This window comes from Solirhodobacter sp. (assembly GCF_964715405.1).
The window spans coordinates 1-19,553 of sequence record NZ_CBAICG010000060.1; the positions used below are offsets into that span (position 1 = coordinate 1).

The window sequence follows — 19,553 nt, forward strand, 5'->3', positions numbered from 1 at the left end:
GTACTTGTCGGCCTGACGCCATACGGTTTCCGTCTGGGGCTCGACGCCCTGGTTGCCGTCGAGCACGCAAACCGCGCCGTCCAGCACGCGCAGCGAACGCTCGACTTCGATGGTGAAGTCGACGTGGCCGGGGGTGTCGATGATGTTGAAGCGGAACTTGGTCTCGCCCTCGGGAGTCACGCCCGGATCCTCGGTGCGCTGCCAGAAGGTGGTGGTCGCAGCCGAGGTGATCGTGATGCCCCGCTCCTGCTCCTGCTCCATCCAGTCCATCGTCGCGGCGCCGTCATGGACTTCGCCGATCTTGTGGGACTTGCCGGTATAGAACAGAATCCGCTCGGTCGTGGTCGTCTTGCCCGCGTCGATGTGGGCAATGATCCCGAAGTTGCGGTAATGGTCGAGGTGGTAGTCGCGTGCCATTGGAGTGCCTCAGGCTAATTGGTTACCAGCGGTAATGGCTGAACGCCTTGTTGGCGTCGGCCATCTTGTGGGTGTCTTCGCGCTTCTTCACCGCGGTGCCGCGGTTGTTCACGGCATCGGCAAGCTCGCCGGCAAGGCGCTCTTCCATGGTGTTCTCGTTGCGCTTGCGGGCCGCGATGATCAGCCAGCGGATCGCCAGCGCCTCGCGGCGTTCGATGCGCACTTCGACCGGCACCTGATAGGTGGCACCGCCGACGCGGCGCGAACGCACCTCGACCGAGGGTTTCACGTTTTCCAGCGCTTCATGGAAGGCTTCGATCGGCTCGCGCTTCAGGCGCGACTGCACCCGCTCCAGCGCGGAATAGACGATCCCCTCGGCGACCGACTTCTTGCCGTCGATCATCAGGTTGTTCATGAATTTGGTGAGAACCCGATCACCATACTTGGCATCGGGAAGGACTTCGCGCTTTTCAGCTGCGTGACGACGGGACATATCTCAGCTCCTCACTTCGGCCGCTTGGCGCCGTATTTCGACCGGCGTTGACGGCGGTCTTTCACGCCCTGGGTATCGAGAACGCCGCGCAGGATGTGGTAACGCACACCCGGAAGGTCCTTGATACGGCCGCCACGGATCAGGACCACCGAGTGTTCCTGAAGGTTGTGCTTTTCGCCCGGAATGTAGCTGATCACCTCGAACCCGTTGGTCAGGCGCACCTTGGCGACTTTCCGCATGGCCGAGTTCGGTTTCTTCGGCGTCGTCGTGTAGACGCGCGTGCAGACACCGCGTTTCTGCGGGCAGGATTCCAAGTGCGCGGACTTGGATTTTCTGACGTTGGGCTGCCGCGGTTTGCGGATCAGCTGTTGAATCGTTGGCATGCACGGTCCTCGTGTTGCACTTTGTCAATACTCACCCCCGCCGGGGGCGCCGCTTCTCGACGATGCCTTGCGACCAGCGCAAAACACCAAAACCGCATGCGCCCCCTTCGCGGGGACGACGCGGTGGAATTCCAGAGGATCGGGGCCTGCGCCCGGATCGTGACCACTTCCGTTTCTGACCTTCAGGCAGCCCGAGACCATGCCCCGACACCCGAAGTGGGCGCCGTATAGGGGGAGTCGCGGGGGTTGTCAACACTCGGCGGTCGGCGCCCGTGCCGCAGCGGCCTTTGTCTGCAGGCGCTGGCGACGCTCGCGGTAAAGCGTGAACAGACCCGTCGCGATCACGATTCCGGCCCCGGTCAGGGTCAGCGCGCCCGGCAATTGGCCGAACACCAGCCAGCCCAGAATGATCGCCCAGACCAGCGAGGTATACCGGAACGGCGCGACAAAGCCGACCTCGCCCACCCGCATCGCGCTGACGCTGGCCATGTAGCCCACGACAAGGCAGGCCGATGCCGCCAGCAGCACCGCCAGTTGCCCGGCGTCCAACGGTGGCCAGCCGCCGTCGAACGGCAGCGCCAGCGCCGACATCAGCGCCACCGACCCCGCCGAGTAGAGCGCGACCGTGACCGAGGGCACCGTTCTTGCCACCCGCCGCGTGGTCAGGTCGCGCAGCACCACCGAGGCCACCGCCACCAGCGCCAGCAGCGACCAGCGGTCGAACCCCTCGGTGCCGGGCCGGATGATCAAGAGCACGCCGAGGAAGCCGACGCCGATCGCCAGCGCGCGGCGCCAGCCGATCGCCTCGCCGAAGAAGATCGCGGCGCCCAGCGTCACCGCCAGCGGCAGCGACTGCATCACGGCCGAGATGTTGGCCAGCGGCATGTGCTTCAGCGCGATCAGGAAGGCGACGGTGCTGACGACCTCGCCCAGACACCGCCAAGCGATCACCCCGGCCTCGCGGCGCGGCAACCACAGCCGCAGGCCGCCCATCCGCGGCGCCAGCAGCAGCAGAGCCAGCACGACGGCACCGCCGCGCAGCGCGGCGGCCTGAAAGGTGGGCACCGTTTCGGTTACGGCCTTCATGCAGGCATCGTTCAGCGTGAATGCGGCCATGGCGACGTTCATGTAAAGCGCGCCGCGCGCGTTGTCGCTCAAGGCCAAGACCGCCCCTCCCCGGGTTTGCCGTCGAGGGCTACCAGCACCCCTCGTCTGACGCCAGCGTGATCAGAGCGCCAGCAGGCCCTCGGCGGTAAAGGGAAAGCGGTCGGCGATGGTCCGGGCAATCGCCGCCTCGGTCATCTTGCCGACCACGCCGCTGGCATGGGGCGCGCTGTCGTTGTCGTCGTGGACGGTGCGGATGAAGGCGGGCGTGTCGGCGTCGGTGAAGGTGGTGAAGAACTGCGGCAGCAGGCGGTGGTTGCGGCGAAAGATGTTCTCGCCGCTGGCTGCCGTGGCCGTCATCGCCAGCCCGATACCCAGCGGCAGCTTTTCGACCACGTCGTAAAGCCGGTTGCCGCCGGGCGAAAGCTCGAGGAAGAAGCCGCGATTGCACCCGATGGTGAAGGGGCGATCGGGCCCGCAGAGCCCAAGGAGCCCATCCGAGAGGCGTCGGAGGCGGGCAACGTAGTCGGTGTCGATGGCGTCGTCGTCATCCAGCCGGAAGCTGGTCAGGTGGCTGGCCTCCTCGCCCACCACCTCGGCAAAGGCGCGCTGGGTGGCGGGGTAATGGTGCAGCGGCGGCAGCGCGATCACCCGGCCCCCCGGCACCTTGCGCGCAGCGGCCTCCAGCCGGGCGCGCGCGGAGGCGGGCAAGCCGGTGCCGGTCAGAAAGATGGTGTCGAACCGGGTATCGGACTGCGCCATCAGCGCGGGGATGGTCAGCGCCTCGAACAGGTGGAACCGGCGTTCCAGCCGGACGGGATCGGCCAGCATCGCGTCCAGCGCCGCCGCATCCTCGGGCGCCTTCGTAAAGCCGCTGAGCGCGGCGTAGGAAAAGCGCACCAGCCCGACGATCCGGTTCCGCAGCCTGCCTGCCATGCGCGCCTCTGCCCCTTGCTGCCCGGCCCTCGGGTGACGCTAGCATGTGCAGCACCCGAAAGGGAATCCCGTGACCGCGAAATGAAAAGCCCCCGCCGTTTCGGGCGGGGGCTTTCAGGGTCAGGCCGGTTCGGCCTTGTCTCAGTCGCGGCTTTCCGGCGTGTCCACCAGGCCCGCGCCCTCATCCTCGCCAAACACGTCGGGATGCGGCGCGGCCAGCGCGGCCGCGGCTTCCGCCTCGGCCCGGCGCGCGTCAAGCACCTTCTGGTCGCGTTCCGACGCGATGCGCCGGATCCGTGTGGTGGCCCCGCCGGTGCCCGCCGGGATCAGTCGGCCGACGATGACGTTTTCCTTCAGGCCGACCAGCTTGTCGCGCTTGCCCATCACCGAAGCCTCGGTGAGAACCCGCGTGGTTTCCTGGAACGACGCCGCCGAGATGAAGCTGCGCGTTTGCAGGCTGGCCTTGGTGATGCCCAGCAGGATCGGCTCGCCCGAGGCCGGGCGCAGCCCGTTGGCCATGGCTTTCGCGTTGACCTCTTCCAGCTCGTCCTTGTCGACGTGCTCGCCCTTCAGCAGCGTGGTTTCACCCGAATCCAGGATCTCCCACTTCTGCAGCATCTGGCGCACGATGACCTCGATGTGCTTGTCGTTGATCTTCACGCCTTGCAGGCGATAGACGTCCTGCACTTCGTCGATCATGTAGTTCGCCAGCGCCTCGACCCCCAGGATCCGCAGGATGTCATGCGGCGCGGGGTTGCCGTCCATGATGTAGTCGCCCTTCTGCACGAAGTCGCCTTCCTGCACCGGGATGTGCTTGCCCTTCGGCACCATGTACTCGACCGAGTTGTGGCTGTCGTCGGTCGGTTCGATCGTGATCCGACGCTTGTTCTTGTAGTCCTTGCCAAAGCGCACATAGCCATCGTGTTCGGCGATGATCGCGTGGTCCTTCGGGCGACGGGCTTCGAACAGTTCCGCCACGCGGGGAAGACCCCCGGTGATGTCCTTGGTCTTGGCCCCTTCGCGCGGGATCCGCGCCACCACGTCACCGGCCTTCAGGTCCTGCCCGTCCTCGATCGACAAGATCGCGTCGACCGACATCGGGTAGGAAATCGGGTTGCCGGCCTCGTTGCGGATCGGATCGCCCGTGGTCGGGTCCATCAGGATCACCTCGGGCTTCAGGTCGTTGCCCTTCGGCGCCGACCGCCAGTCCGACACGATCCGCTGGGTCATGCCGGTGGCTTCGTCGGTATCCTCGCGCACCGAGATGCCCGAGATCAGGTCCACGAACCGCGCCGAACCGCCTTTTTCGGCGATGATCGGCAGGGTGTAGGGATCCCACTCGAACAGTTTGGCGCCCCGCTTCACCGCCTGGCCATCCTTCACGAAGACCTTCGAGCCGTAGCTGAGCTTGTGGCTCGCGCGTTCCTGCCCGTTGTCGTCGATGATGACGATCGTCATGTTCCGCCCCATCACGATCTGCTCGCCGTTGGCGTTGAGCAGCAAAAGGGCGTTGCGGAACTCGATCCGGCCTTCCTGGCTGGCTTCCAGGAACGACTGCTGGCCGCCCTGCGCGATGCCGCCGATGTGGAACGTCCGCATCGTCAACTGCGTGCCGGGTTCGCCGATCGACTGCGCGGCGATGATGCCGACAGCCTCGCCGACGTTCACCATCGTGCCGCGGGCAAGGTCGCGCCCGTAGCAGGTGGCGCAGACGCCCTCGTCCGCTTCGCAGGTCAGCGGGCTGCGGATGCGGATCGACGCGACGCTGGCCTTGTCGATCAGGTCGGCCTTGCGCTCGTCGATCAGCTCGCCGCGCTTCACCAGCACCGTATCGGTGCCCGGCACCACGACGTCCTCGGCCGCGACACGGCCCAGAACGCGATCGGCCAGCGACGACACCACCTCGCCATCATTCACCGCGGCGACCGCGGTGATCGAGTTCTCGGTGCCGCAGTCCTGGCTGCGCACGATGCAGTCCTGCGCCACGTCGACCAGACGGCGGGTCAGATAGCCCGAGTTCGCCGTCTTCAGCGCGGTATCGGCCAGACCCTTCCGCGCGCCGTGGGTGGAGTTGAAGTACTCCAGCACGGTCAGGCCTTCCTTGAAGTTCGAGATGATCGGCGTCTCGATGATCTCGCCCGACGGTTTGGCCATCAGGCCGCGCATCCCGCCAAGCTGCTTCATCTGCGCGGGCGAACCCCGCGCCCCCGAGTGCGACATCATGTAGACCGAGTTCGGTTCCTTCTCGGCGCCCGCATCGTCGTAACGAACGGCCGAGATTTCCTTCATCATCTCGGACGCGACGGCATCGGAACACTTCGACCAGGCATCGACGACCTTGTTGTACTTCTCACCCTGGGTGATCAGGCCGTCCATGTACTGCTGTTCGAACTCCTTCACCTGATCGCGGACCTCGTTGACGATGGTCCACTTCGATTCCGGGATCAGCATGTCGTCCTTGCCGAACGAGATGCCGGCCTTGAACGCCTCGCGGAAGCCCATGCCCATGATCTGGTCGCAGAAGATCACCGACTCTTTCTGGCCGCAGTAGCGGTAGACCGTGTCGATGACGTTCTGCACGTCCTTCTTGCGCAACAGCCGGTTGACCAGTTCAAACGGGGCCTTGGCGTTGGTCGGCAGAAGCGCGCCAAGACGGGCGCGGCCCGGCGTGGTGTCGAACCGCTTCCAGACCTCGTTGCCCTCGGCGTCGATCTGCTTGACGCGGCACTGCACCTTGGCGTGCAGGTGCACCTGCTTGGCGGCCAACGCCAGCTCGACCTCATCGACGTCAGAGAAGATCATGCCTTCGCCCAGCATGCCCTTGCGCTCCATCGACGTGTAATAGAGCCCCAGCACCATGTCCTGCGAGGGCACGATGATGGGCGCGCCGTTGGCGGGCGACAGCACGTTGTTGGTCGACATCATCAGCACGCGCGCCTCAAGCTGGGCTTCCAGCGAGAGGGGAACGTGAACGGCCATCTGGTCGCCGTCGAAGTCGGCGTTGAAGGCCGAGCAGACCAGCGGGTGAAGCTGAATCGCCTTGCCTTCGATCAGGATCGGCTCGAACGCCTGGATGCCCAGACGGTGCAGCGTCGGCGCGCGGTTCAGCAGAACCGGGTGTTCGCGGATCACCTCGTCGAGAATGTCCCAAACCTCGGGGCGCTCTTTCTCGACCAGCTTTTTCGCCTGCTTGACGGTGCTCGAAAGCCCCTTCGCCTCAAGCCGCGAGTAGATGAACGGCTTGAACAGCTCCAGCGCCATCTTCTTGGGCAGCCCGCACTGGTGCAGCTTCAGTTCCGGCCCGGTCACGATGACCGAGCGGCCCGAGAAGTCGACGCGCTTGCCCAGCAGGTTCTGGCGGAACCGGCCCTGCTTGCCCTTCAGCATGTCCGACAGCGACTTCAGCGGGCGCTTGTTGGTACCCGTGATCACGCGGCCGCGGCGGCCGTTGTCAAACAGCGCATCGACCGCTTCCTGCAGCATCCGCTTTTCGTTACGCACGATGATGTCGGGCGCGCGCAGTTCGATCAGCCGCTTCAGGCGGTTGTTGCGGTTGATCACGCGGCGGTAGAGGTCGTTGAGGTCCGACGTGGCAAAGCGGCCGCCGTCCAGCGGGACCAGCGGGCGCAGTTCCGGCGGGATCACCGGCAGCACGGTCAGGATCATCCACTCGGGCCGGTTGCCCGACTCGACGAAGTGCTCGACGATCTTCAGCCGCTTGATGATCTTCTTCGGCTTCAGCTCGCCGGTGGCTTCCTTCAGTTCCTCGCGCAGCCGCTCGGCCTCGGCGTCAAGGTCGATCGCGGCCAGCATCTCGCGGATCGCTTCGGCGCCGATGTTGGCGGTGAAGGCGTCGGCGCCGTACTGGTCCTGCGCGTCGAGGAATTCTTCCTCGGTCATCAACTGGCCATAGGTCAGGTCGGTCAGACCCGGCTCGATCACGACGTAGTTTTCAAAGTAGAGGATGCGTTCCAGATCGCGCAGCGTCATGTCGAGCATCAGGCCGATGCGGCTGGGCAGCGATTTCAGGAACCAGATGTGCGCAACCGGCGCGGCCAGTTCGATGTGGCCCATCCGCTCGCGGCGCACCTTCTGCAAGGTCACCTCGACGCCGCACTTCTCGCAGACGACGCCGCGATACTTCATGCGCTTGTATTTGCCGCAGAGGCACTCGTAGTCCTTGATCGGCCCGAAGATGCGGGCGCAGAACAGCCCGTCCCGCTCGGGCTTGAAGGTCCGGTAGTTGATCGTTTCGGGCTTCTTGATCTCGCCATAGGACCAGCTCAGGATCCGCTCCGGCGAGGCCAGAGAGATCTTGATCTCGTCGAAGGTCTTCACGGGCGCGACCGGGTTGAACGGGTTGCTGCCGTGGTTATGGGTGAGTTCCTGGTTCATCTTGCGTCCTTCATGTCAGGGGATGGGAGAGTGAGGGCGAAACCGCCCTCACTCGTCCTCCGCATCCAGGAGTTCCATGTTCAGGCCGAGGCCGCGCACTTCCTTGACAAGCACGTTGAAGCTCTCGGGCACGCCAGCCTCGAAGTTGTCCTCGCCCTTGACGATGGACTCGTAGACCTTCGTCCGCCCGGCAACGTCGTCCGACTTGACGGTCAGCATTTCCTGCAACGTGTAGGCGGCACCGTAGGCTTCCAGTGCCCAGACCTCCATCTCGCCCAGACGCTGGCCGCCGAACTGGGCTTTACCACCCAGCGGTTGCTGCGTGACAAGGCTGTAGGGCCCGGTGGACCGGGCGTGCAGCTTGTCGTCGACAAGGTGGTGCAGCTTCAGCATGTACTTCACGCCGACCGTCACCGGCCGGGTGAACTGCTCACCCGAACGCCCGTCGAACACGATCGACTGGCCCGACTGGTTGAACCCGGCCCGGCGCAGCGCGTCGTTCACGTCCGCCTCTTTCGCACCGTCGAAGACCGGCGTCGCGATCGGCACGCCGCGGGTCACTTCCCGCGCCGCCTCGACGAACGAGTCGGTGTCGCGCCCGGCCAGTTCCGCCTCGTAGATGTCGTCGCCATAGGCCAGACGCATCGCTTCGCGCACCGGGGTCAGGTCGCCCGACCGGCGGTACTCCTTCAGCGCCTCGTCGATCTTCAGGCCCAGACCGCGCGCGGCCCAGCCCATGTGCGTCTCGAGGATCTGCCCCACGTTCATCCGGCTTGGCACGCCAAGCGGGTTGAGCACGAAGTCGACCGGCGTGCCGTCCGCCAGGAACGGCATGTCTTCGATCGGCACGACCTTCGAGATGACGCCCTTGTTGCCGTGACGGCCGGCCATCTTGTCGCCCGCCTGCAACTTGCGCTTCACCGCAACGAAGACCTTGACCGACTTCATCACGCCCGGAGGCAGATCGTCGCCGCGACGGACCTTCTCGACCTTGTCCTCGAACCGGGCTTCGAGCGCGCGTTTCTGCGCCTCGAACTGGTCGTGCAGGGCCTCGACGTCTTTTGCGTCATTCTCTTCCGCCAGCGCCAACTGCCACCACTGGCCGCGGCTGAGCGTGCCCAGAAGTTCCTCGGTGATCTCGGAGCCCGCCTTGACGCCTTTCGGGCCCTTCACGGCGGTCTTGCCGAAGATCATCGTCTTCAGGCGCGTGTAGATGTTGCGCTCGAGAATCTCGAGTTCGTCATCGCGGTCGCGGGCAAGGCGTTCAACCTCTTCGCGCTCGATCTGCAACGCACGTTCGTCCTTGTCGACGCCGTGCCGGTTGAACACCCGCACTTCGACGATCGTCCCGAACGCACCCGGCGGCAGGCGCAGCGAGGTGTCGCGCACGTCGCTGGCCTTTTCGCCGAAGATGGCGCGCAGCAGTTTTTCTTCCGGCGTCATCGGGCTTTCGCCCTTGGGCGTGATCTTGCCCACCAGAATGTCGCCCGGCTGCACCTCGGCGCCGATGTAGACGATGCCCGCCTCGTCGAGGTTGCGCAGCGCTTCCTCGCCGACGTTGGGGATGTCGCGCGTGATCTCTTCCGGCCCCAGCTTGGTATCGCGGGCGGAAACCTCGTATTCCTCGATGTGGATCGAGGTGTAGACGTCGTCGCGCAGGATGCGTTCCGAGATCAGGATCGAGTCCTCGTAGTTGTAGCCGTTCCACGGCATGAACGCGACGATGATGTTCCGGCCAAGGGCCAGTTCGCCCTGATCGGTGCAGGGGCCATCGGCGATCACCTCGTTGCGCGTGACCGTGTCACCCACCTTCACCAGCGGGCGCTGGTTGATGCACGACGACTGGTTCGAGCGTTTGAACTTGCGCAGACGGTAGATGTCCACGCCCGGTTCGCCCGGGTCCAGCATCTCGGTGGCGCGCACGACGATACGGGTCGCGTCGACCTGGTCGATCACGCCGGACCGGCGCGCCATGATCGCGGCGCCGCTATCGCGGGCGACAACGCCCTCGATCCCGGTGCCGACCAGCGGCGCGTCGGATTGCAGCAGGGGCACCGCCTGCCGCTGCATGTTCGAGCCCATCAGCGCGCGGTTGGCGTCGTCGTTTTCCAGGAACGGGATCAGCGCGGCGGCGACCGACACAAGCTGGCGGGGCGACACGTCGATCAGGTCCACGGCTTCCGACGGGTTCAGCATGAACTCGCCGCCCTTGCGGGTGGAGACAAGCTCGTGCTCGAAACGGCCTTCGGCATCGAGGTTGGCGTTGGCCTGCGCGATGGTGTGGCGCATCTCTTCGGTGGCCGACATGTAGATCACGTCATCGGTCACCTGACCGTCCACCACCTTGCGATACGGCGTCTCGATGAAGCCGTACTTGTTCACCCGCGCGTAGGTCGCGAGGCTGTTGATCAGGCCGATGTTCTGGCCTTCCGGCGTTTCGATCGGGCACATCCGGCCGTAGTGCGTCGGGTGCACGTCGCGCACCTCGAAACCGGCGCGTTCACGGGTCAGACCGCCCGGCCCGAGGGCCGACAGACGCCGCTTGTGCGTCACTTCCGACAGCGGGTTGGTCTGGTCCATGAACTGCGAAAGCTGCGACGAGCCAAAGAACTCGCGCACCGCGGCCGCGGCCGGTTTCGCGTTGATCAGGTCTTGCGGCATCACCGTGTCAATCTCGACCGAGGACATGCGTTCCTTGATCGCCCGCTCCATCCGCAGCAGGCCGACACGATACTGGTTTTCCATCAGTTCGCCGACCGAACGGACCCGACGGTTGCCGAGGTGGTCGATGTCGTCGATCTCGCCCTTGCCGTCGCGCAGTTCGGTCAGTGCCTTGATGCAGGCGACGATGTCGGCACGGTCGAGCGTGCGCTGGGTATCCGGGCGACCCAGGTCCAGACGCATGTTCATCTTCACCCGGCCGACGGCCGACAGGTCATACCGCTCGCTGTCGAAGAACAGCGTGTCGAACAGCTGGCTGGCGGCCTCCACCGTCGGCGGCTCGCCGGGGCGCATGACGCGGTAGATATCCATGAGCGCGGTATCGCGGCCCATGTTCTTGTCCACCGCCATCGTGTTGCGCAGGTAGGGGCCGACGTTGACGTTGTCGATGTCCAGCACGGGGATCTCGGTGATGCCCTGATCCATCAGCAGCTTCAGCGAGCCGCCCTTGACGTTGCCCTCGCGGTCCAGATCCCAGGTCAGTTCGTCGCCGGCCTCGACCCAGATTTCACCGGTCTGTTCGTTGATGATGTCCTTGGCGACATAGCGGCCGAGGATCTGCTCGAACGGCAGCAGAAGTTCGGTGACCGAACCTTCGTCGGCCAGCTTCTTGACCATGCGCGGGGTCATCTTTTCGCCCGCCTTGCAGATCACCTCGCCGGTGCCCGCATCGACCAGATCGAAAGTCGGCCGGGTGCCGCGCACACGTTCGGGGAAGAACTTGGTGACCCAGCCGCGGTTCTTGGCCAGCTTGTAGGACACGGTCTGGTAATAGGCATCCATGATGCCTTCCTGATCCATGCCCAGCGCATAGAGCAGCGTCGTCACCGGCAGTTTGCGGCGGCGGTCGATGCGGGCGAACACGATGTCTTTCGCGTCGAACTCGAAATCGAGCCACGACCCGCGATAGGGAATGATCCGGCAGGCGAACAGCAGTTTGCCCGAGGAATGGGTCTTGCCCTTGTCGTGGTCGAAGAACACGCCGGGGCTGCGGTGCATCTGGGAAACGATCACCCGCTCGGTGCCGTTCACGATGAACGTGCCGTTCGACGTCATCAGGGGCATGTCGCCCATGTAGACGTCCTGTTCCTTGATGTCCTTGACCGAGCGCGCGCCGGTGGTTTCGTCGACATCGAACACGATCAGGCGCAGCGTCACCTTCAGCGGCGCGGCATAGGTCATGTCGCGGGCCTGGCACTCGTCGACGTCATACTTCGGCTTTTCAAGCTCGTATTTCACGAACTCCAGCACCGCGGTCTCGTTGAAGTCCTTGATCGGGAACACCGACTGGAACACGCCCTGAATCCCGTTGCCGTCCTGCGGCTTCGGGCCGTCGCCCGATTTCAGGAACAGGTCGTAGGAGGATTTCTGAACCTCGATGAGGTTCGGCATCTCCAGGACTTCGCGGATTTTGCCGTAGTAACGGCGGATGCGCTTCTGGCCGACGTAAGATTGCGCCATGCTCAAGGTCACCTTTCTATCTTTCGCGGGCGTCCGGCCGTTGGGCCCGGCAGACGCCGCTTGCGAAACAGTAGGGTCTGTTCAATTCATGCCGACCTTCCCAAATGGCCAGCTCCCGAACCTTGACCCTGCCTTGGATGGGGCTTTCCGGTGAAAGCCCTATCCAAGACAGGTTCGGCCGGGCCCGAAATCGCTTCGGACCCAGCCGTTTTTCAGCGTCGCAGCGCGCAGGGCGCCACGCCGGATTACTTCAGCTCGACTTTGGCGCCAGCGTCTTCGAGCTTTTTCTTCACGGCCTCGGCATCAGACTTGGTCGCGCCTTCCTTGACCTTGCCACCGGCTTCCACCAGATCCTTGGCCTCTTTCAGGCCAAGACCGGTGATCGCGCGGACTTCCTTGATCACGTTGATCTTCTGGGCACCGGCTTCGATCAGGACGACGTCGAATTCGGTCTTTTCCTCTTCCGCCGGGGCGGCCGCGGCAGCCGGGCCGGCCATCATGACGGCGCCACCGGCGGCCGGCTCGATGCCGTATTTGTCCTTGAGGATGGTTTTCAGTTCTTGCGCCTGAAGCAGCGTGAGGTTCACGATTTCTTCGGCGAGTTTGTTCAGATCAGCCATTTTCGGTTCCGTTCGTTAAAGATGGGTTCCAACGTGTCGGGATCAACCCCACGTCGGTCCGAGATTGCGTCAGGCAGCTTCGCGCTCTTCGAGTGTCGTGAGAATGCCCGCGATGTTGGAAGCAGGCGCGCCAATGGCTCCGGCGATGCTGGCAGCCGGGGCACCGATGCACGCCACGACGGAAGCGATAAGCTCCTCGCGCGACGGCATCCCTGCCACGGCCTTCACACCGGCCGGGTCCAACGCCGTGCTGCCCATCGCCCCGCCAAGGATGACGAACTTTTCGTTCGTCTTGGCATAGGCGTCCGTGACCTTCGCCGCAGCGACGGGGTCTTCGGAGTAGGCAATCACGGTCATGCCCGTCAGAAGGTTGCCGATGCTTTCGCAGGGCTTCCCCTCAAGGGCGATCTTGGCGAGCTTGTTCTTGGCAACACGGACAGACCCGCCAACAACGCGCATTTGCGCGCGAAGGGCCTGCATGTTCGCAACCGTCAGACCTTCGTAGTGTGCAACCACAACCACGCCAGAGCTTTCGAAGATCTGGCCGAGTTCCTCGACCACTTTCTCTTTCTGGGCTCTATCCACAGGTTCACTCCAAGTATGGGGGTTTCCCCCCGGCTCATGTTTGCCCCGGAACAGTTCCGGGGCATCGGGTCCGCCAGGTTCCCGAGGCCAACATCGCCCGAGGGGATCACCCTCAAGAAATCCGTCTCGTTCCCCATCTCAGGCAGGAAATTAAGGGCAAGCGCCCACCCACCGTCTCGGACAGGACGGGGCGTTTCCGCACCGTCATCCCCCCGGCCCGAAGGCCGGAGGAGATCTTGTCAGGTGCGCTTCCGCGCGCCCGTAACCTCAGTTCCCGGTCGCCGAGCTGATCTCGACCGACACGCCCGGGCCCATCGTCGAGGACAGCGACACCTTCTTCATGTAGGTGCCCTTGGCGCCCGACGGCTTCGCCCGGACAACCGCGTCCACGAAGGCGCGGATGTTCTGGGCCAGCTTTTCGGTGTCGAACGAGGCTTTGCCGACGCCAGCGTGAATCACGCCCGCCTTTTCCGCCTTGAACTGCACTTCGCCGCCTTTGGCCGCCGCGATGGCCGTTTTCACGTCCATCGTCACGGTGCCGACCTTCGGGTTCGGCATCAGGTTGCGCGGTCCGAGGATCTTGCCCAGACGGCCCACCAGCGGCATCAGGTCCGGCGTCGCGATGCAACGGTCGAACTCGATCTTGCCCGACTGGATCGTTTCCATCAGGTCTTCGGCGCCCACGATGTCGGCGCCCGCGGCCTTGGCCTCATCCGCCTTGGCGCCGCGCGCGAACACGGCGACCTTGAGCGTGCGGCCGGTGCCGTTCGGCAGTTGCACCACGCCACGGACCATCTGGTCGGCATGGCGCGGGTCGACGCCCAGGTTCATCGCGATCTCGACGGTTTCGTCGAACTTCGCCGTCGCCGAGGCCTTGATCAGCGACACCGCATCTTCAACCGAGAGGTTCGCCTTGTCGACAAAGGCCGTGCGCGCCGCGCGGGTGCGTTTTCCAAGCTTTGCCATGATTTACCCCCTGACCTCGATGCCCATCGACCGCGCCGAGCCGACGATGATCTGCATCGCCGCCTCGATCGAGGTCGCGTTCAGATCCTTCATCTTGGCTTCGGCGATCTCGCGCACCTGCGCCACGGTCACGGAACCCGCAACGTCACGACCCGGACGCTTGGACCCCGACTGAACCTTGGCCGCCTTCTTGATGTAGTAGGAGGCCGGCGAGGTCTTGATGTCGAGCGTGAACGACTTGTCCTGGTAGTAGGTGATGATCACCGGCGTCGGGGCGCCCAGTTCGCGGTCCTGCGTCTTGGCGTTGAAGTCCTTGCAGAACATCATGATGTTCAGGCCGCGCTGACCCAGCGCGGGACCGACCGGCGGGGAGGGGTTGGCCTGCCCGGCCTTCACTTGCAGCTTGAGGCTGCCGATTACTTTCTTGGCCATCTGGCCGCTCCTTCTGTCACCGCCCCGGCATAGGTTCGGGGCCTTGGTTTAGTGGTCCGGTCCGCCGTGCCGGATCAGGTCCGGCACGCTCGCCTCCCACGGATGCACTCAGGTCCCTTTGGTGACCTGGGTGAATTCCAGTTCGACCGGGGTTGCCCGGCCGAAGATCGACACCGTCACCTTCAGGCGACCGTGCGCTTCGTCGACGTCCTCGACCATGCCCGAGAAGCCTTCGAACGGGCCGTCGGTCACCTGCACCTGCTCGCCGATCTCGAAGCGGATCAGGTTGCGCGGCGCGATCTCGCCTTCCTCGACACGGTGGAGGATGGCGTTCACTTCTTCATCCCGCATCGCCTGCGGCTTGCCCTGGCGACCGAGGAACCCGGTCACCCGGTTGATCGAGGTGATCAGGTGATAGCCCTTGTTCGACATCTCCATCCGCACCAGCACATAGCCGGGCATGAAGCGCCGTTCCGAGGTGACCTTCTTGCCGCGCCGAACCTCCAGCACCTCTTCGGTGGGCACCAGAACCTCTTCGATTTCGTCTTCGAGACCGGCGTCGATCACGGCCTGCTTGATCTGCTCGGCGATCTTCTTCTCGTAGTTCGAGAGAACGCTCACCGAATACCACCGCTTGGCCATCTGTCTGGTCTTCCTGTCTCGCCCGGCAAACGTGTGCCGAAAGTTCTTCTGAATCAGACGGTTGCCCGCCGACCTCCGAACAAAAAACAGCGCGCGGCCCGAATCGCCGCGCGCCTGCCGCCGAAAGTTCCGCCCCGGTTACAGCGATCGCACCGCAAGTTCAAGGGGCGGGCGCCGAAATGCCGGGCTCAGTTGAACATGCCCAGAACGGCGCTGAGCCCCTGCCCGATCGCGATGTCGATCAGCGAGAAGAACGTCGCCGTCACCACCGCCATCGCGAACACCATCATCGTGGTCAAGAGCACCTCGCGCCGCGACGGCCAGACCACCTTGCCGACCTCCGAGCGCACCTGCTGCACGAACTTGAGGGGGTTCACCTGTGCCATTCCAACGTCCCGACCTGTGTCATTCCCGGCGCGGGATACGCGCATTGTCGTGCCAGTTCAAGCCCGCCGGGGGGGCACCGAAACCACACCGAAAACACACCGACATTACACCGACGTTGCACCGACGTTGGCGCGCCGCCCGCGCCGCGGTTTTGCTGTCGCCAGCAGCGGCGCCACCATCGCCTCGTAGCGGGCAAAGAGGTGTTCCACCCGCTCGCGGTCCGAGCCGAAGCCCTGCGGCCGGTAAAGCCGGTCCACCGCCCGGTCAAGCGCGGCATGGGCGGCGCGCAGGTTGGGCGGCATCAGGTCGGGGTCGTAAAGATCGGCCAGCGTCGCGCCGGGATGCGCCGCGCGGGCGTCGAGCACCGCCTGCGCCAGCGGGTCGAGTTTCGACAGGTCGGCGGCGGGCGGCAGAGGGAAGGTGTTGTAGACGAGGCCGATGGAGTAGCGGAAGTCGCTCTTCAGCCGCCCGCCGATGTGGCGCAGCCACGACATGTGCATGGCGGAGGTAAGGATGGCGAAGTCGGAGAGGGTGGCGTCATCAATGACAAAGACAAGGTCACTGGGAACAGCGGGCGCTTCCAGAACCGCTATCGGCGCATATTCACGGCGTTCCGAACTTACTTTCGGCAATACCAAGAAACGTCCATCGGGGATTAACTCGAAGCTGAACCGAGTAGGAAATTTTGCCGCTGCACGAGTTGAGTCTCTTTGGCTCTTGTTCCTGAACTCGCGCACCAAGCCGATCCTGCGTCGAACTTCTGGCATGTCTCGAAGCTCATTTGGAGGTGCGTCTCTCAGGACCAACACCCAGCGAGTGCCGCCCTGCAAAAAGTCTCTTGCCGCTATGTATGGCCGGAGAAATCTCTCGGCGCGAGGCTCAATTGAAACAAAGGCTTTCGCACTGTCGGCATCAAAGATGAAGTGCCCATCATCAATAGGCTGCGAGCCGCTAAGAAGTTTGGGCATCCCGTTGATGGGATTTGGTATCTCCCGCACCACCAGATGCGGATTCCCCAGCCCCGAGGCATCGAACAAATACGGCGAGATTGCCTTGTGCATCGTCTCGACCGGCTCGCCGCCGACCTTGGCATAGGAGAACAGCCGCCGCTGATCCGGCGCGTTGGCGCGGCGATCCAGCCCGAGGATCACCACATGCACATGCGCCTTGCCGCGCGCGTCGGACCCCCACTCGAAGGTGCGGTGGGCAAAGCCGATCTCCAGCCCGCAGCGGTCGAACAGCAGCGGCCAGAGTTGCGCCACCTGTTCGCCCTGGGTGATCGAATTGGTGGCGACAAAGGCGATGCGCGTCGCCCCCTGCACATAGGCCCCGGCCTTGAGAAACCACGCCGCCACGAAATCCAGCGTGCCGCCCGACTTCCCCAGCGCCGCGATCCGCCGCACCTGTGCGCGCTGCTGAACGCTCTGGAACTTCGCCCCCACGAACGGCGGATTGCCCAGCACATAGCTGCACCGCTCGGGCGGCAGCACGGTGGCCCAGTCGATCTCCAGCGCGTCGCCGTGGGTGATGTGGGGCGCCTTCTTGAGCGGGATGCGGGGGTAGTAGCCGCCGAACGCCGCGCTGAGCGCGAGGTTCATCAGGTGGTCCATCATCCACAGCGCGGTTTCGGCGATGCGGGCGGGAAACTCCTCCAGTTCGATGCCGTAGAACTGGTCCACGTCGATGCGCGACAGGGCGGCGGCATCAAGGTTCAACTGGCCGTCGGTGCGCAGATCCTTCAGCAGCTCCAGCTCCAGCAGGCGCAGCTCGCGGTAGGCGATGATCAGGAAGTTGCCGCAGCCGCAGGCCGGGTCGAAGAAGGTCAGCCCCGCCAGCTTGTCGTGAAACGCCGCCAGCGCCTGCCGCCGCCCGGTCTTGCGCCCGCGCGCCGCCGCGAACTCGGCCCGCAGATCGTCGAGGAAGAGCGGCCCGATCAGCTTGAGGATGTTCTTTTCGGTGGTGTAATGCGCCCCCTTGGCGCGGCGGGCCCTGGCGTCCATCACGCTCTGGAACAGCGAGCCGAAGATCGCGGGCGAGATCGGCGTCCAGTCGAACCGGCTGGCGTTCAGAAGGGCGGTGCGCATCCCCTCGTCGAAATCAGGCGGCGGGAAGTATTCGGCGAAAAGGTGGCCGTTGACGTAGGGAAACCGCGCCAGATCGGCGGGCAGGGTCGATTGCCGCTGATCCTCGGGCGTGTTGAGCACGTCGAACAGCCGACCCAGCGCGGGGCCGAGGATGGCGGGATCGGCCAGCCCGTCAAGCCAGTCCCACAGGATGTCCTTGGGCTCGAATATCCCGGTGTCGTCGGCAAAGAGGCAGAACACGATGCGGGTCAGGAACACCTCCAGCCGGTGGCCGGTGTAGCCCGAGGCGGCCAGCTTGTCGTGCAGATGGCCGATCAGTTCGGCGGCGGTGATGTTGACCGGCGCCTGATCCTTGAAGTGCGTCACCTGACGGCCCAGGACGAAGCCGAACTTGTCGATGTGTTTGGGCAGATCGGGCAGGGTAAAGGCGGTTTCGGCGCCGGTCTCGAAATCGGTCAACTGGAAGGTGCGGAAATCGCAGACCAGCCGGTAGCGCGGCTTTTCCGCATCCGGCAGGCCGTGGATGTAGCCCATCGCCTGCGCCTGCGCGCCGAACAGGTCGCGGCCCAGCGACTTTTGCTCGACGATCAGGGTGCCGGGCCAGAACAGGTCGATGAAGCCGGGGTTGCCGGTAATCCGGGTGACCGATTTCTCGTAGATGCCGACGCGGCGGCGTTCCACCCCGAAGATGCGGAAGAAGTCGTTCCAGAACGTGTGCGTATCGCGCCGCTCGTCGCGGTCGCCCGCGTGATCGGCGGCGAAGGCCGCGGCCCGCGCCCGGATTTCGTTCCAGGACAACCTCATGCAAAGGTTGTGCCAGCATCCGTGCGGTTTGGAAAGAGGCTGGCAGGAGTTGGGGGACTCGAACCCACGACCCTCGGTTTTGGAGACCGATGCTCTACCAACTGAGCTAAACTCCTAGGCCTGCGGCGGGAGTTACGGCAGCGGGCGCGGGAAATCAAGAGGCCGCGCGTGGAATCTGCCCCGGACGGGCAAACGTCCGCCGTCAGGATTTCTTCACGAACTGGCACAGGATGACGATCTGCTGGTCATTCACCCGACCCTCGATCTGGGCGGCATTGCTCAGCACCAGACGGATGCCGCGCACCGCCGTGCCGCGCTTGGCCACCATCGAACTGCCCTTGACCGGCAGATCCTTGAGCAGCACCACGGTATCGCCCGGCGCCAGAAGGGTGCCGTTGCTGTCGCGGTGTTCGACGGCGGCCACGGCCTCGCCCTGCCCCGCCTCGGCGCGGGCCAGCACGTCGGGCTCCAGATAGACCGTTTCCAGCAGGTCGGCGGCCCAGCTTTCCCCCGGCAGGGCCTTGAGCAGGCGCCAGGCGGCGATCTGCGTGGGGGGCTCGGCCGCCCAGATCGCGTCGGCAAGGCAGCGCCAGCGCGGGCCGGGGCTGATGTCGCCCGTCAGCGCGGCCGTGCAGACCGGGCAAAGCATCGCCGCATCCTCGCCGGGGGCAAGGGTGACGAGGCTGGCGGGCGACGCGGCGCAGAGGACGCAGGCGGACATGGGGGAACCTTTCCGGAAAATGCGAAGGGCGGAGGGTCACGCCGATCGCGTGACAGCCTCCGCCCTTCCATTCACAGGTCCGCCCCGCGCGCGCAATCCCGCGCCGTGCGATTGCGCGCCGGTCGGCGCCGGATCAGGCGATGATTTTCGAAACGACGCCTGCACCGCCCCCCTTCGCGGTTTCCGCGGACGGTCTCGTTTCCAAGATCATGCGATGATTTTCGAAACGACGCCTGCACCGACGGTGCGGCCACCTTCACGGATGGCGAAGCGGAGCTTCTCTTCCATCGCGATCGGGGCGATCAGTTCGACGTTGAACTTCAGGTTGTCGCCCGGCATCACCATCTCGGTGCCTTCGGGCAGCATCACCGTGCCGGTCACGTCCGTCGTGCGGAAGTAGAA

General features: G+C 64.7%; 16 protein-coding genes and 1 tRNA gene. All 17 read right to left on the reverse strand.

All coding sequences use genetic code 11. From position 1 onward, the window contains the following. The coding region (locus AC11WY_RS17800) for a GTP-binding protein (RefSeq protein WP_482927977.1) at positions 1-417 on the reverse strand (417 nt) is incomplete at its 3' end. 22 nt (positions 418-439) lie between these two features. Continuing rightward, positions 440-910, reverse strand: coding sequence for a 30S ribosomal protein S7 (gene rpsG / locus AC11WY_RS17805; protein ID WP_482927979.1), 471 nt, complete (start codon positions 908-910; stop codon positions 440-442). A gap of 11 nt (positions 911-921) precedes the next feature. Then, positions 922-1,293 (reverse strand): 30S ribosomal protein S12, encoded by a 372-nt coding sequence (gene rpsL, locus AC11WY_RS17810; protein ID WP_482927981.1) that lies wholly within the window; start codon positions 1,291-1,293, stop codon positions 922-924. 249 nt (positions 1,294-1,542) lie between these two features. Then, on the reverse strand, positions 1,543-2,457 hold the full coding sequence (locus AC11WY_RS17815; protein WP_482927983.1) for a DMT family transporter: 915 nt from the start codon (positions 2,455-2,457) through the stop codon (positions 1,543-1,545). 63 nt (positions 2,458-2,520) lie between these two features. After that, positions 2,521-3,333 carry a glycosyltransferase gene (locus AC11WY_RS17820; protein ID WP_482927985.1) on the reverse strand — a complete coding sequence of 271 codons (813 nt, stop codon included), beginning with the start codon at positions 3,331-3,333 and terminating at the stop codon, positions 2,521-2,523. Positions 3,334-3,474: 141 nt separating this feature from the next. Beyond that, the gene (rpoC, locus tag AC11WY_RS17825; protein WP_482927987.1) at positions 3,475-7,728 is read right to left on the reverse strand and encodes a DNA-directed RNA polymerase subunit beta'; all 4,254 of its coding nucleotides are present in this window, start codon (positions 7,726-7,728) and stop codon (positions 3,475-3,477) included. A 48-nt stretch (positions 7,729-7,776) separates the two neighbouring features. Continuing rightward, positions 7,777-11,910 (reverse strand): DNA-directed RNA polymerase subunit beta, encoded by a 4,134-nt coding sequence (rpoB, locus tag AC11WY_RS17830; protein ID WP_482927989.1) that lies wholly within the window; start codon positions 11,908-11,910, stop codon positions 7,777-7,779. Positions 11,911-12,155: 245 nt separating this feature from the next. Next, positions 12,156-12,530 (reverse strand): 50S ribosomal protein L7/L12, encoded by a 375-nt coding sequence (gene rplL, locus AC11WY_RS17835; protein WP_482927991.1) that lies wholly within the window; start codon positions 12,528-12,530, stop codon positions 12,156-12,158. Between the two features lie 69 nt (positions 12,531-12,599). Further along, a complete protein-coding gene (gene rplJ / locus AC11WY_RS17840) occupies positions 12,600-13,115 on the reverse strand; it encodes a 50S ribosomal protein L10 (RefSeq protein WP_482927993.1) in 516 nt (171 codons plus the stop codon). A 267-nt stretch (positions 13,116-13,382) separates the two neighbouring features. Continuing rightward, positions 13,383-14,081: a 50S ribosomal protein L1 gene (rplA, locus tag AC11WY_RS17845; RefSeq protein WP_482927995.1), complete on the reverse strand. Its 699-nt coding sequence runs from the start codon at positions 14,079-14,081 to the stop codon at positions 13,383-13,385. A gap of 3 nt (positions 14,082-14,084) precedes the next feature. Continuing rightward, complete coding sequence (rplK, locus tag AC11WY_RS17850; RefSeq protein WP_482927997.1) at positions 14,085-14,513, reverse strand: 50S ribosomal protein L11; 429 nt, start codon at positions 14,511-14,513, stop codon at positions 14,085-14,087. Between the two features lie 108 nt (positions 14,514-14,621). Beyond that, positions 14,622-15,155, reverse strand: a complete 534-nt coding sequence (gene nusG, locus AC11WY_RS17855) for a transcription termination/antitermination protein NusG (RefSeq protein ID WP_482927999.1) — start codon at positions 15,153-15,155, stop codon at positions 14,622-14,624. 188 nt (positions 15,156-15,343) lie between these two features. Next, positions 15,344-15,541, reverse strand: coding sequence for a preprotein translocase subunit SecE (gene secE, locus AC11WY_RS17860; RefSeq protein ID WP_482928001.1), 198 nt, complete (start codon positions 15,539-15,541; stop codon positions 15,344-15,346). 105 nt (positions 15,542-15,646) lie between these two features. Further along, positions 15,647-18,430 carry a class I SAM-dependent DNA methyltransferase gene (locus AC11WY_RS17865; RefSeq protein WP_482928003.1) on the reverse strand — a complete coding sequence of 928 codons (2,784 nt, stop codon included), beginning with the start codon at positions 18,428-18,430 and terminating at the stop codon, positions 15,647-15,649. Positions 18,431-18,470: 40 nt separating this feature from the next. Further along, positions 18,471-18,546, reverse strand: a tRNA-Trp gene (locus AC11WY_RS17870). 86 nt (positions 18,547-18,632) lie between these two features. Continuing rightward, positions 18,633-19,151 carry an alkylphosphonate utilization protein gene (locus AC11WY_RS17875; protein WP_482928005.1) on the reverse strand — a complete coding sequence of 173 codons (519 nt, stop codon included), beginning with the start codon at positions 19,149-19,151 and terminating at the stop codon, positions 18,633-18,635. Positions 19,152-19,358: 207 nt separating this feature from the next. Next, positions 19,359-19,553, reverse strand: a 195-nt coding sequence (locus AC11WY_RS17880; protein WP_482926359.1) for an EF-Tu C-terminal domain-related protein, incomplete at its 5' end; no start/stop codon positions are given.